At 34.4% G+C, this 14,600-nt stretch carries 14 protein-coding genes and 1 other annotated feature; all 14 genes read left to right on the top strand.

Annotated features, from left to right (window positions below):
- The coding region (locus ACI313_RS01885; RefSeq protein ID WP_439755147.1) for an FAD-dependent oxidoreductase at nucleotides 1–872 on the top strand (872 nt) is incomplete at its 5' end.
- Between the two features lie 58 nt (nucleotides 873–930).
- Nucleotides 931–1,001 (top strand) — a sequence feature (ribosomal protein L21 leader region).
- An 11-nt stretch (nucleotides 1,002–1,012) separates the two neighbouring features.
- On the top strand, nucleotides 1,013–1,315 hold the full coding sequence (gene rplU, locus ACI313_RS01880) for a 50S ribosomal protein L21 (protein ID WP_320607963.1): 303 nt from the start codon (nucleotides 1,013–1,015) through the stop codon (nucleotides 1,313–1,315).
- Nucleotides 1,316–1,318: 3 nt separating this feature from the next.
- Nucleotides 1,319–1,633, top strand: coding sequence for a ribosomal-processing cysteine protease Prp (locus ACI313_RS01875; protein WP_439755146.1), 315 nt, complete (start codon nucleotides 1,319–1,321; stop codon nucleotides 1,631–1,633).
- Between the two features lie 3 nt (nucleotides 1,634–1,636).
- Nucleotides 1,637–1,921, top strand: coding sequence for a 50S ribosomal protein L27 (gene rpmA, locus ACI313_RS01870; RefSeq protein WP_320607961.1), 285 nt, complete (start codon nucleotides 1,637–1,639; stop codon nucleotides 1,919–1,921).
- A gap of 66 nt (nucleotides 1,922–1,987) precedes the next feature.
- Nucleotides 1,988–3,271 carry a GTPase ObgE gene (gene obgE / locus ACI313_RS01865; protein ID WP_439755145.1) on the top strand — a complete coding sequence of 428 codons (1,284 nt, stop codon included), beginning with the start codon at nucleotides 1,988–1,990 and terminating at the stop codon, nucleotides 3,269–3,271.
- Nucleotides 3,272–3,279: 8 nt separating this feature from the next.
- Nucleotides 3,280–4,029, top strand: coding sequence for an exodeoxyribonuclease III (locus ACI313_RS01860; protein ID WP_320607959.1), 750 nt, complete (start codon nucleotides 3,280–3,282; stop codon nucleotides 4,027–4,029).
- A gap of 80 nt (nucleotides 4,030–4,109) precedes the next feature.
- Nucleotides 4,110–4,571, top strand: a complete 462-nt coding sequence (locus ACI313_RS01855) for a MarR family winged helix-turn-helix transcriptional regulator (protein ID WP_320607958.1) — start codon at nucleotides 4,110–4,112, stop codon at nucleotides 4,569–4,571.
- Entirely contained in the window at nucleotides 4,564–6,726 is a 2,163-nt protein-coding gene (locus ACI313_RS01850; protein ID WP_320607957.1) for an ABC transporter ATP-binding protein, read from the top strand. The genes ACI313_RS01855 and ACI313_RS01850 overlap by 8 nt, the downstream gene beginning before the upstream one ends.
- Nucleotides 6,726–8,522: an ABC transporter ATP-binding protein gene (locus ACI313_RS01845; RefSeq protein ID WP_320607956.1), complete on the top strand. Its 1,797-nt coding sequence runs from the start codon at nucleotides 6,726–6,728 to the stop codon at nucleotides 8,520–8,522. Before ACI313_RS01850 ends, ACI313_RS01845 begins: the two co-directional genes overlap by 1 nt.
- A gap of 35 nt (nucleotides 8,523–8,557) precedes the next feature.
- Complete coding sequence (gene ruvA, locus ACI313_RS01840) at nucleotides 8,558–9,139, top strand: Holliday junction branch migration protein RuvA (protein ID WP_320607955.1); 582 nt, start codon at nucleotides 8,558–8,560, stop codon at nucleotides 9,137–9,139.
- On the top strand, nucleotides 9,129–10,145 hold the full coding sequence (gene ruvB, locus ACI313_RS01835) for a Holliday junction branch migration DNA helicase RuvB (protein ID WP_320607954.1): 1,017 nt from the start codon (nucleotides 9,129–9,131) through the stop codon (nucleotides 10,143–10,145). Before ruvA ends, ruvB begins: the two co-directional genes overlap by 11 nt.
- Nucleotides 10,146–10,185: 40 nt before the next feature.
- Nucleotides 10,186–11,733 carry a single-stranded-DNA-specific exonuclease RecJ gene (locus ACI313_RS01830; protein ID WP_439755144.1) on the top strand — a complete coding sequence of 516 codons (1,548 nt, stop codon included), beginning with the start codon at nucleotides 10,186–10,188 and terminating at the stop codon, nucleotides 11,731–11,733.
- Nucleotides 11,734–11,777: 44 nt separating this feature from the next.
- Entirely contained in the window at nucleotides 11,778–12,299 is a 522-nt protein-coding gene (locus tag ACI313_RS01825) for an adenine phosphoribosyltransferase (protein ID WP_320607952.1), read from the top strand.
- A gap of 19 nt (nucleotides 12,300–12,318) precedes the next feature.
- A complete protein-coding gene (locus ACI313_RS01820; protein ID WP_320607951.1) occupies nucleotides 12,319–14,523 on the top strand; it encodes a RelA/SpoT family protein in 2,205 nt (734 codons plus the stop codon).
- Nucleotides 14,524–14,600: the final 77 nt, after the last annotated feature.

Below are 14,600 nucleotides of genomic sequence, written 5' to 3'. Positions count from 1 at the left end.
TTGAACATATTTCTTGTATGCGAAATCCTGCGGTTTTAGAAGAAGAAACAATGAAATTGATTCCTAGTGATCATCCTAAAAAAGTATTGATTTTAGGTGGAGGAATTGCAGGATTAGAGGCTGCTAATGATTTAAAACAATGTGGACATACACCAATTATTCTTGAAAAATCGGATCATTTAGGTGGTCAATTTGAATTAGCTGGAAAAGCACCTCGTAAAGAAGATTTTAAGCTTGCCAGTGATATGGCTGTTCAAAATATTTTAGATCAAAATATTGAAGTGCATTTAAATTGTGAAGCAACCACTCAAAAAATTGATGAAATCAAACCAGATGCAGTGATTATTTCAATTGGTTCTTCCTCAATAATTCCAAATATTCCAGGAGCACAATTAGACTGTGTTATTAATTCACATGATTTATTAGCTGGTAAAGAAGTATCAGGTCAAAAGGCTGTTGTCATTGGTGGTGGTCTTGTTGGAATTGAATGTGCGGAATACTTGGCTCAAAAAGGAATGGAAGTTAATGTTGTTGAAATGATGGATAAAGTGTTAACACAATTGGGTCAACTTCGTCAAATTGGAACACAAATGTCTCTAGCACAAGAAAAAGTTACGATTTTAACAGAAACTACTTGTCAATCGATTGAAGAAGATAAGGTGGTTGTTCAAACGAAAGAAGGAACAAAAGAACTTGCTTGTGATGTAGTTATTATGGCCATTGGTTCAAAATCAAATGATTCAACGGTACTTCAAAATCATTGTAAAGAAAACAATATTCCGTATTATGTTGTCGGTGATGCAGCTAAGCCTGCTCTTGCGCTAAATGCAATTCATGATGCGTATAATGCGGTATTGGAAATTAATAAATAATTAAAATATTTACTTGAAAAACGCAATTCTATGCTCTATAATCATAGTGTTGCAGACTCCGCTCTTGCAACCGCACAGAAAAGGTTATAAGTTGAACATCACACCTTAATGGCGAGTCATCAAATGAAAGGAGAAAAAATATGTACGCAATTATTGAAACTGGTGGAAAACAAATTAAAGTTGAACAAGATGCTGTTATTTTCGTTGAAAAATTAGATGTTAACGAAGGAGAAACAGTTACATTCGACAAAGTCTTATTTGCCAACGGTAAAATCGGAAAACCTTATGTTGAAGGGGCTTCTGTTACTGGTGTTGTTGAAAAACAAGGTAAAGGTAAGAAAATTACTATTATCAAATACAAACCTAAGAAGAGCTCAACTCGTCGTAAACAAGGACACCGTCAACCATATACTCGTGTAAAAATTACTGGTATCGAGGCTTAATTAATGGTTAAGGTGGAAATACTGTATAAACAAGATCAAATTCAATCGATTCGTGTTTCAGGTCATGCTGGAGCAGGAACAAGAGGAAATGATTTAGTTTGTGCAGGGGCTTCATCAATCGGATTTGGTGCATTGAATGCATTTGATGAGCTGTTCGCACATGATGTAGATATAGAAGTGCGAGATAATCAATTCCGAATCAAAGCATTAAAGAATTCGGATATGCTTCAAAAGTCATTATTGTTTCTTGAAATTCAATATAAGACAATGGAAGCAAGTTATCCGGAAAATATTACGATAATAAGGAAAGAGGTGTAAATCATGCGTTTCACATTAGATATTCAGTTTTTCGCATCTAAAAAAGGGGTAGGTTCTACTAAGAACGGTCGTGACTCTGAATCAAAACGTTTAGGTGCTAAATTAGCCGATGGTCAATATTGCCATGCAGGTAGTATCATTTACCGTCAACGTGGAACTAAGATTCATCCAGGAACAAACGTTGGTCGCGGAGGCGATGACACATTATTCGCATTAGTCGATGGTGTTGTTAAGTTTGAACGTCTTGGAAAGGATAAAAAGAAAGTTTCTGTTTATCCACAAGCTTAGTACAGAATTTTCTAGATCCCGTGATGTACGGGGTCTATTTTTTTAGATATTGAAAGGAGCCTAGACATGTTTGTTGATCAAGTAAAAGTTCATTTAAGAGCAGGAAAAGGTGGAAATGGAATTGTTTCCTTTCGCCATGAAAAATACGTTGCTTACGGTGGCCCTTTTGGAGGAGATGGTGGCGATGGAGGAAATGTCATTTTTGAAGCGGATCCAGGAATGACAACTTTATTAGATCTTCGTTATCATCGTAAAATATTAGCGACAGATGGTGAAAAAGGTAAAAATAAGCGTATGCACGGTGCCAATGGTGAAGACAAAATTGTCAAGGTTCCATTAGGTACAATTGTAAAGAATGCCGAAACTGGGCATATTTTAGCCGATTTAACTCAGCCTCACCAACAACAAATCGTTGCCAAAGGTGGTCGTGGTGGTCGTGGAAACTGCCACTTTAAATCAAGTCGCAATACTGCTCCAAAATATGCCGAAGATGGATTCCCAGGACAAGAATTTGATGCCATTGTTGAATTAAGAACATTGGCGGATGTTGGACTAGTGGGATTTCCAAGTGTGGGAAAATCTACTTTTTTAGATGCTGTTTCTCGTGCTAAACCTGAAATTGGAGATTATCCATTCACAACAATTGCTCCTAATGTAGGAGTGGTTCAAACCAAAGATGGAAGAAGCTTTGTGATGGCCGATCTTCCTGGATTAATTGAAGGAGCAAGTGATGGAAAAGGATTGGGACATCAATTCTTACGTCACATTGAAAGATGTCGTGTTATTATTCATGTCATTGATATGGGTGGAGAAGAAGGTCGAAATCCAATTGATGATTATCGCATTATTAATGAAGAATTAAAGTCATATAATTTGCGTTTATTAGAACGACCACAAATCGTGGTTGCTAATAAAATGGATTTAGACCAATCTCAAGCAAATTTAGAAGCCTTCAAACAAGCGTATCCAGATGTTGAAGTTTTTGAAACAACAACAATTATTCATGAAGGATTGCAGCCTGTTTTATGCCGTGCTGCTGACTTACTTCAAACAACACCACCATTCCCAATTGTGGAAGAAACAAATGAAGATGTAGGTGTTACATATACATTTGAAGAAAAGAAAAAGGATTACACAATTGAACAAATTGGTGATGGTTTATGGAGTGTATATGGTCCTAAAATTGATCGTGTCTTTGATATTAAGAAATTAAATACCGAAGAAGACTTCTATTTATTCGCCAATCGTTTACGTTACCTAGGAATTGACAATGCGCTAAGAGAAGCGGGTTGTCAAGATGGGGATACGGTTCAATTAGGTGGATTCGAATTCGAATTTATTGAAAACTAGAGGTTATTATGAAATTAATATCTTGGAATGTGAATGGCATACGTGCTGTTATGAAAAAAGATTTTATTGAGATTTTATATGCTCTAGATGCTGATATTTTCTGTATCCAAGAAACAAAGGCACAAGAAGATCAAATTGAAGTGGATTGTGAATTATATCCTTATCAATATAAATATTCTGCCCAAAGAAAAGGATATAGCGGCACAATGATTCTATGCAAAGAACAACCATTAAATGTATCATATGGAATCAATGATGCGATTCATGATACCGAAGGTCGCGTTATCACTTTAGAATATGATCAATATTATGTGGTAACAGTCTATACACCTAATAGCCAAGATGGTCTAAAGCGTCTTGACTATCGTATGGAATGGGATAAAGCCTTTGCCCAATATATTCGTTCTTTAAATAAACCAGTTATGGTTTGTGGAGATTTTAATGTTGCGAATGAAGAAATAGACATTAAAAATCCCAAAACCAATCGTCGCAATGCTGGTTTTACAGATGAAGAACGAGATAGCTTTAAAACCAATTTATTATCTTTTTTAACGGATACATACCGTGAGCTCTATCCTGAAAAAGTAGAATATTCGTGGTGGTCTTATCGCTTTAAAGCCCGTGAAAAAAATGCGGGGTGGCGAATTGATTACTGGTTAGTCTCAAATGATTTAAAAGAAAAAGTACGAGATGCGAAAATATTAACGGATATATATGGATCGGATCATTGTCCTGTTGAATTAGATATCGAATTATAGCCCAGATTTTTCTGGGTTTTTTATTTGACATACTATATGTAAAGTATAATAATTAACGCATGTTAAAAAAGGAGGTACCTATGGATTCAGAAACATATTTAATGTTGAAGTCACTTCAGAAACACATACAAGAAGGTGTGAATGCATCTCTTGTGAATGGACCTGAATGTCATTTTCCAGCTTTACATCGTTTATTTGTGATTATCGATAAACATGGGGAAAATGGTAAGATTGCGGTTAAAGATATTTCTATTATCAATGATTTATTGCCACAATCTGTGTCTCGTACACTTAAAAAATTAGAAGACGATGGTCTGATTATTCGTACTACGGATCCGTTAGATCGTCGTAAAGTTTATGTAGAATTAAGTGAATATGGCCTACAAGCCCATAGTGAATGTGAAAATCGTTTGTTAGCGTTTGTGACAAGCGTTGAACAAGAACTTGGTGCTGAAAATCTGAATTTATTAAATCAATGTTTATATAAATTAGATCAAGCTGTGCAAATTGTAAATGCGAACAGAGGTGAATTAAATGACTAAAATATTTAAACAATTGTTGAAACATTGGAAGACATGTCTAGTAATCTTTGTTTTATTGATTATTCAAGCAAACTGTGATTTAAGCATTCCTTCCATGACAAGTGATTTAATTGATGTTGGGATTCAAATGTCTGGAATTGAAAGTACTGTACCCGATTCAATTCGAGAAGAATCAATGGAAGCTATTACATGGTTAATGCCAGAAAGTGATGCGGAATTGGTGTTTGATAATTATGACAAACAAGATGATATTTATGTTTTAAAAGAAGATGCACCAGATTTAAGTGATGCGTTCACAATGCCTGAAATTGCCCTTGTTTCTATGGCAAGTCAAGGTAAAGAAGAAGTGGAAGTAAAGGATTTAGATGATGCTTGTAAACAAGTAAATGGCATGATTCAACAAATGCCACCCATGCTTTCAGATAACCAAAAACGTGATATTATCCAAGAACAATTAGAACAAGTTGTATCACAAATTGATGAGGATACCCTTGAATTAATGGAAAGCCAAGGAAAAGTATTTGTGAAATTAGAATATCGTGCCCAAGGCATTGAAGAAAAAACACAAATGAACTACTTGTTGAAAACAGGTGGAAAAATGCTTGGATATACATTATTATTAGTAGCTTGTGCTATTGGTGTTGGTTTATTGGCATCTCGTGTATCGGCTACAATTGGTAAAGATTTACGTGCCAAAGTGTATAAAAAAGTAATGTCTTTTTCTAATGAAGAAATTGAATCTTTTTCAACGGCTTCATTAATTACACGTACAACCAATGACATTCAACAAGTACAAATGGTTTGTGTTGTGTTATTAAGAATGGTATTTTATGCGCCTATCATTGGAATAGGAGGAATTATTAAAATATCGAATACTGGTAGTGATTTATCGTGGATTATTGTAGTAACGGTTGTTTTATTATTAGCGATTATTGGAATCTTGGTATTTGTTGCGATGCCTAAATTTAAGAAAGTACAAAAATTAGTAGATAACTTAAATCAAGTTTCGCGTGAAATTTTAACAGGTATTATGCCAATTCGTGCGTTCTCACAAGAAAAATATGAAGAAAAACGTTTTGATCAAGCAAATACCGATTTAATGAAAAATCAATTGTTCACAAATCGTACGATGGCTATGATGATGCCATTAATGACGATTATTATGAATGCATGTTCCATTGCCATTGTATGGTTTGGTGGATTATCAATGGATTTAGGAAACATGCAAGTAGGGGATTTAATTGCCTATATTAGTTACACAATGCAAATCGTTATGTCGTTTATGATGATTTCCATGGTATCCATTATGCTTCCAAGAGCCAGTGTGGCATTTGATCGTATTGATGAAGTTTTAGATACACCTTTGTCAATTAAAGATACAGAAAAAGTGATTGATAAAAAATGGCAAGGGGAAATCGAATTTAAAGATGTTTCCTTTAAATATCCAGACAGTGAAGACTATACTGTATCGGATTTGAATTTCACAATTCATCCAGGACAAACGACAGCCATTGTTGGTAGTACAGGATGTGGAAAATCAACGATTCTAAATTTAATTTGCCGTTTCTTTGATGTTTCACAAGGACAAATTTTATTAGATGGAGTAGATATTCGTGATATGAGTGTGGATCAGCTTCATGATTTAATTGGATATGTTCCTCAAAAAGGAGTTTTATTCTCAGGAACAATTGGTTCTAATATTAAATTTGGACAAGATATTAGTGATGAAGAAATGATGGAAGCAAGTCAAGTTGCCCAAGCAGAAGAATTTATTGAAATCAAAGAACAAAAATATGATAGTCCCATTGCACAAGGCGGAACCAATGTTTCGGGTGGACAAAAACAACGATTGTCAATTGCTCGTGCAATTGCCAAAAATCCATTAATTTATATTTTTGATGATAGCTTTTCAGCTCTAGACTTTAAAACAGATGCAGCTTTACGAAAAGCACTATCCACAAAAACGAAAGATGCGACAGTATTGATTGTTGCTCAACGTATTTCAACAATTCTTCATGCCCAACAAATTATTGTCATGGAAGAAGGAAAAGTAGTTGGGGTTGGAACGCATGAACAATTAATGAAAACATGTGAAGAATATAAAGAAATTGCCAAATCGCAATTATCAGAAAGTGAATTAGGAGGTGTTTGTTAATGGCACATCCAGGAAGAGGAAAACCCGTACAAAAGGCCAAAGACTTTAAGGGAACAATGAAACAAATCTTTGCTTCATTAAAGCCATATCGTTTTATTTTAGTTGTTGTTATGGTCTTTGCGATATTATCAACGGTATTTAATATTATTGGACCTAAAATCTTATCGAAGGCAACCACAGCATTAGCTGAAGGATGGATTGCTAAAGTAACAAATACAGGATCTATTGATTTTGGATACATTGGAAAAGTATTGATTTTCTTATTAGGTTTATATATTTTATCTGGTTTATTTTCGTTTATTCAACATTGGTTAATGAGTAGTGTAACACAAAAAATCTGTTATAACTTTAGAAAAGATATCAGTGAAAAAATTAATCGTCTACCACTATCTTATTTTGAATCAAGAACCATTGGAGAAGTTTTATCAAGAATTACCAATGACGTTGATACCCTAGGACAAAGCTTAAATCAATCTTTATCCCAATTAGTCACAAGCATCACAACATTAATTGGTGTATTTATCATGATGCTTTCGATTTCACCTAGTATGACACTTGTCGCTTTATTGATTTTGCCATTGACATTTGTGTTTGTGATGGTGGTTGTTAAACATTCTCAAAAGTATTTCAAACAACAACAAGCAATGCTTGGTGTTGTGAATGGACAAGTCGAAGAAACTTATTCAGGTCATAATGTGATTCGTGCTTATAATCGAACACAAGATATGGTGAATCAATTTGAACAAAACAATGAAAAACTATATGAATCTGCTTGGAAGTCTCAATTCTTATCGGGATTAATGCAACCGATTATGAATTTCATTGCGAATTTAGGATATGTAATGGTTGCGGTTATGGGTGGTGTCTATGCATGTCGTGGATACATTACGATTGGAGACATTCAAGCTTTTATTCAATATGTAAAGAACTTTACTCAACCTATTCAACAATTAGCACAAGTATCTAATCAATTTCAAAGTATGGCAGCCGCTGCGGAACGTGTCTTTGAATTCTTAAATGAGAAAGAAGAAGTTCAAAGCGAAAATAAAATCGAACAAGAAATAAAAGGAGAAGTCACTTTTGATCATGTAAAATTTGGATATACACCAGATAAAACAATTATCAAAGACTTTAGTTGTCACATTCAACCTGGTCAACAAGTTGCCATTGTAGGTCCAACAGGAGCTGGAAAAACGACGATTGTGAAATTATTGATGCGTTTCTATGATGTGAATGATGGAGCTATTTTATTGGATGGTATGGATATACGTGATTTCAATCGTTCTAATTTACGTCAAAACTTTGGTATGGTACTTCAAGATACTTGGTTGTTTAAAGGAACAATCATGGAAAATATTCGTTATGGTAATTTAGAAGCAAGTGATGAACAAGTCATTGAAGCTGCAAAACAAGCCAAAGCGGATCACTTTATTCGTACGCTTCCTAAGGGATATCAAATGGAAATCAATGAAGATGCATCAAACTTGTCTCAAGGACAAAAACAATTGTTGACAATTGCACGTGCTATCTTAGCTAATAATAAAGTATTGATTTTAGATGAAGCCACTAGTAGTGTGGATACGCGTACCGAACAACAAATTCAAAAAGCTATGGATAACTTGATGAAAGGAAAAACAAGTTTTATCATTGCCCATCGTCTTTCAACTATTAAAAATGCAGATTTAATTTTAGTAATGAAAGATGGAGATATTGTTGAACAAGGAAATCATGAAACGTTATTGAAACAAAATGGTTTCTATGCGAATTTATATAATTCACAGTTTGAACAAGACTAATTGTCTAGTATAATATAAGGCAAAAAGGAGAAGGTATGATTGCGTTTGTATCAGGAAAAGTGCGGCTTATACGCAAAGAAACCATTGTAGTGGATGTACAAAACATTGGCATAGAAGTCTATGTATCCAATACAAGTCAGTATCAATTAAATAGCGAAGTGTTTTTATATACATATCAACACGTACGGGAAGATGCGATATTGTTGTTTGGATTTAAAGATGAACAAGACTATGATGTGTTTATGCGTTTAATCAATGTAAAAGGGATTGGTCCTAAATCGGCATTAAATATTTTAGGAGCTTGTCCTGCTCAAGAAATGGTTGAGGCCATTGAATCGGATGATATTAAGCGATTAAAGTCACTTCCGGGTATTGGTGCAAAAACAGCTTCTCAAATTGTCTTGGATTTGAAAGGAAAATTTGTTTCCGTTCCTTCTAAAAATGAAACAAGTACGAATCCAGTCTGGCAAGAATGTCAAGAAGCTTTAATAGCTCTTGGTTTTAAAGCGAATCAGTTAACAGGTATTAAAAAAGAGCTACAAGATCGTACGGATTTAAATACGGATCAGATGCTTCGTATGGCTTTAAATATAATCGCAAAACGAAATGGAGTATAAGATGAGAGAAGTAGATGCGAATCTTCAAGAAAATGATGGATATGAACAGTCTTTACGTCCAGCGAGTTTGGATGAATATATAGGACAAAGGGAATTAAAACAAAATTTAAGAATTTTTATTCAAGCGGCACTACAGCGCGAAGAAGTATTGGATCATGCTTTATTTTATGGGCCACCGGGTTTAGGAAAAACAACGTTGGCTTATATCTTGGCAAATGAAATGAATGGACACTTAAAAACCGCAAGTGGTCCTTCTATTGAAAAAAGTGGCGACTTAGCGGCTATTTTAACCACTCTTGAACCAGGGGATGTATTATTTATCGATGAAATTCATCGTCTTTCTAAACAAGTAGAAGAAGTTTTATATTCGGCAATGGAAGATTTTTGTATCGATGTTGTAGTCGGAAAAGATACAGGAAATCCTCATTCTATTCGTCTTCCATTACCTCCTTTTACTTTAATTGGAGCTACTACCCGAGCTGGAGACCTTTCCAGTCCACTTCGAGATCGATTTGGTATTGTCTGGCAGCTTCAATATTATGAAATTGATGAGCTATGTCAGATTGTACAACGTACAGCTCGTGTCATGAAAACGGAAATTGATGATGAAGCAGCTAGTGAAATTGCGCTTCGTTCACGAGGAACACCAAGAATTGCGAATCGTTTATTTAGAAGGGTACGGGATTATGCCCAGGTGTTAAATAATGGGCTGATTACTTTAGATGTCACGAAAAAAGCCTTGGATTGTCTACATGTGGATAGTCTAGGACTTGATTTAGTGGATCATAAATATTTGATGGGAATTATTGAACGTTTTAATGGAGGTCCAGTTGGTTTGGATGCCATTGCTGCTTCCATTGGAGAAGAAGCCACGACACTAGAAGATGTATATGAGCCTTATTTACTACAAATTGGGTTTATCAATCGTACGTCTCGTGGTCGTATTGTGACACAAAAAGCGTATGATCATTTAAAAATAATGCATCAAATGGAATTATTTGAATGACAAAATTGTCATTCATTTTTTTTTGATATAGAATAATGCCATGGAAAATTTATCAATATTATCAAAAAAAGTATTACAGTTTATTGAACCGGACTGTTCAAAATGGAATCAATGGTTAGAACACAATGATTTGGAGCCTATATCAAATAGTGAATGCATTCAAAATTTTATTCAAATTATTACTGAAGCAAAAGAATCCAATACAAAAATATTAGTAGCAGGAGATTATGATTGCGATGGTATTATGGCAACTACCATTATGGTAGATGGCCTTAGAAAGTTTGGCATAGATTGTGGATTCTATATTCCCAATCGTTTAAAAGAAGGATATGGACTACATGCTCATACTGTAGATTTAGCTTATAAAAAAGGCTATAAGATTATTGTTACAGTTGATAATGGGATTAAAGCTTTTGATGCATTAGAGAGGGCTGAACAACTTGGAATCACAACAATCGTTACCGATCATCATACCCTTGATGAATTTGTACCATGTGATTTATTAGTCCATCCCAACGAAATGGAACCTTCGTTTTCAAGTTTATGTGGAGCTGGAGTAGCTTATGAGTGCATTCGTGCTTTGAAAGTGGATACACCGTTTCATTTGATGTGTGCATGTGTTGCCAGTATTGGAGATATGATGCCTGTTAAAGATGAAACACGATGGATTATTCAAAAAGGAATTAAATGTTTAAATCAAAGTCATGAGAAACATTTCTTTGCGCTTAGTAAAGACCCTGTTTTAAATGAAACTTCGATAGCTTTTCAAATTGTTCCTAAACTAAATGCGCTAGGAAGATTATCGGATGTGGCGAACGTGAATAATGCGGTGCGCTATTTTCTAAGTGATGGTGATTGTACAAACTTTGTTTGTCAGATGGAACAAATCAATGATAAACGAAAGAATATGTCAAGCAACATGACTCAACAAGCTATCCAAAAACTAGATCAAGATAAAGATGTCTTGTTTGTGTATGATCAAAATTATCATGAAGGAATTATTGGTTTAACGTGTGGACAAATTAATTCTCAATTTGATAAACCATGTATTGTGGCAACGAGTTGTGATGGTATTTGTCGTTGTTCTATGCGAGCTCCATTGGGATTTAATTGTGTGGAATTTTTAAAAGACTTTCCTTATTTTGAAACAATGGGTGGACATAAACAAGCAGCTGGTTTTACATTCGTTGATGAACAAATTCCTGAGTTTGAACAATACATAGAACAAAAGTCACAATCGTATCAATGGCAAAAAGAAGAAAAGAAAACATTGCTTGTGAATAGCGATGAATTAAATTTATCACAAGTGAAAGGTCTAGATGTACTTCGTCCATTTGGTCCTGGCTTTGAGCTTCCTTCTTTTGAAATTCAAAGTGTAAAGGTAAAGAGTTTATTTGATTTTCAAAATGGGAAACATCGTAAATATGTTTTAGAAAATGGGCTTGAGTGTATGGATTTTAATCAGTCTTTGGATCATTTTCAAAATAAAAACAGAGCTATTTCAAGTTTGATTGGTTCGGTTTCGATTAGTTCGTATCGTAAAAAAGAAAGTGTTAATTTTTGTATTGATGCAATTAAGTATAAATAAAATGACAAATTTGTGTTATTATTAGTAAAAAGTGAGGAATATATATGGATATAAAAAACTACATTGAAAGCATTCCAGGCTTTCCAAAAGAAGGAATTATTTTTAGAGATGTAACACCGATTTTGGAACACCCTGAAGCCTATAAAAAAGTTACGGATGAATTGTCATCTTTTGTACAAAGCGTACAAGCTGATATTGTGATTGGTCCAGAAGCACGTGGATTCTGGTTTGGGATTCCTGTTGCGAATCAATTGAATTTACCTTTTGTACCTGTTCGTAAACCAGGGAAACTTCCTCGTAAAACAATTGAAGAAACATATCAATTAGAATATGGAACAGATACTTTATGTATGCACGCGGATTCTTTGAAACCAGGACTAAAGGTTGTGATTATTGATGATCTTTTAGCGACTGGAGGAACAGTAGAAGCAATCGTTAAGTTAGTACAAAAACAAGGGGCACAAGTTGTTGGAATTGGTTTTGTAGTTGAGCTAGATGATTTAAAAGGAAAAGAAAAATTCAAAGATATTCCTGTTTGTTCATTAACACATTTTGAAGGAGAATAAATTAGAAAGGGTGGTTAATATGAGTAGTCGAAAAACAGTTACATATGAAGAATGTATGGGCAATATTAAGTCTTATATTAAGCGCCCAGAAAATCTCGAGATGATTGAAAAGGCATATGAATTTGCCAAAGAACATCATGAAGGACAATTTCGTAAAAGTGGAGAACCGTATGTGATTCATACGATTGAGGTTGCCAATACATTAGCTTTACTACATACGTCTCCTAAAACCATTGCTGCTGGTTTTCTACATGATACGGTAGAAGATTGTGATGGGGTAACGAATGAAACAATTAAAGAATTGTTTGGAGAAGAGATTAGTACTATTGTTGATGCTGTAACTAAAATCGGTAATATTAAATTTCAAGATGAAAGAGAATACCAGGCAAGTAATCATCGTAAGTTGTTTATTGCCATGGCTAAAGATATTCGTGTAATCTTAGTTAAACTTGCCGATCGTCTTCATAATATGCGTACGCTTGAATATATGAAGCCAGAGAAACAAAAGAAAATTGCTAATGAAACATTGTCTGTTTATGCACCTATTGCTCATCGTCTTGGGATTAGTGAAATTAAAAATGAATTAGAAGATCTTTCTTTTAAGTATTTATATAATGAAAAATACAATGAAATTAAGAACTTAGTTGCACAAAGAGAAAGTGAAAGAAATCAACAAGTAGAAATGATGATCCATGATATTAAAATTATCTTGGATAAATATCATATTCCTTATCGTATCTTTGGTCGTTCAAAGCATTTTTATTCCATTTATAAAAAGATGGTAACTAAAAATAAACGATTTGAAGAAATCTTGGATTTACTTGCGATTCGTATTGTAACGGATACCGAAACGCATTGTTACGAAATATTAGGATATATTCATGCCACGTATCGTCCTATTCCAGGCCGTTTTAAAGACTATATTGCCATGCCTAAAGCAAACATGTATCAGTCTTTGCATACTACCGTAGTGGAACCACAACATGGAAATATCTTTGAAATTCAAATTCGTACGGAACAAATGGATGCCGTTGCGGAACGAGGGGTTGCAGCTCACTGGTTATATAAAGAACATCCGAATTTCTCTCATGCCCAAGAACAAAAAGAAATTGAAGATAAATTGTCTTGGTTCAGAGACTTTGCGATGATGACAGATGAAGAAAGTGAAGATCCACTTGAATATATGAACGTTCTTCAAAAAGATATTTTTGAAGCCAATGTATATTGTTTATCACCACGTGGAAAAGTGATTGCCCTTCCTCAAGGGTCTTGTCCTATTGACTTTGCGTATCGAATTCATACCGAAGTTGGAAATAAAACGGTAGGAGCAAAAGTAAATGGTGCCATTGTTCCATTAAATACAGTTTTAAAAACAGGAGATGTTGTCGATATTTTAACGAACAACAATTCTAAGGGTCCAAGTGAAGACTGGATTAAGATAGTTAAGAGTGGACATGCGCGAAATAAGATTCGTTCTTTCCTTCAAAAACAAGAAGAAACGGATCGTAAAGAGTCAATTAAAATTGGGCAACAAATGTTGGAAGATGAATTTGCTCGTCAAAAATTAGATCCAAGTGCTTTAAAAGAAAAGCGGCTTGAACAAATTTTAAATACATTATCATTTAAAACAGTAGATGATTTATATGTAGGAATTGCTAATAAGAGGGTATCCCTAGAATCTATTATCAATCGTTTGGTTCGTAATCGACAAACAACACTTGAAGATGAAGAAATTATCAAACATGTTAATAAGGAAGCAAGTAAATATAAACGTGTTAGTGGCTGTGGCGTGATTGTGCCTGGTATTGATACGATTTCGGTTTCCTTAGCGAATTGTTGTCAACCAATTCCAGGTGATGAAATCGCGGGATATATTTCAAAAGGACAAGGAGTTAAAGTGCATCGTGTGGATTGTCCAAATATTATCAATGAAAAGAAGCGTTTGATTCCTGTGGAATGGAGCGATGATATTCAAGAAAAGACATATGATGTTCAACTTGTTGTTTCAAGTACCGATCGAAACTACTTGTTAAGTGATATTATGACAACGCTTCAACAATGCAATGCGTCTTTACGTCATGTAGATAGTTATGTAAATGAAGATAATTTAACGGCAACAACTAAGATGTTGATATCGGTTAAAGATGCGAATCATTTAAAGATTATCATGGCAAATTTAAAGAAAGTTCGTAGTGTAAATGAAGTTGTTCGTACGATTCAATAAGGTCTGTTTACAGGCCTTTTTTTTAGGGTAACCAAAATCTTTTGGGGTTTATCCAAAAACTTTTAGGGTGAACTTTT

This window comes from Floccifex sp. (assembly GCF_051873495.1).
Taxonomy (GTDB): Bacteria; Bacillota_I; Bacilli_A; order Erysipelotrichales; family Erysipelotrichaceae; genus Floccifex.
This window is presented reverse-complemented; position numbering and strand designations above follow the sequence as displayed.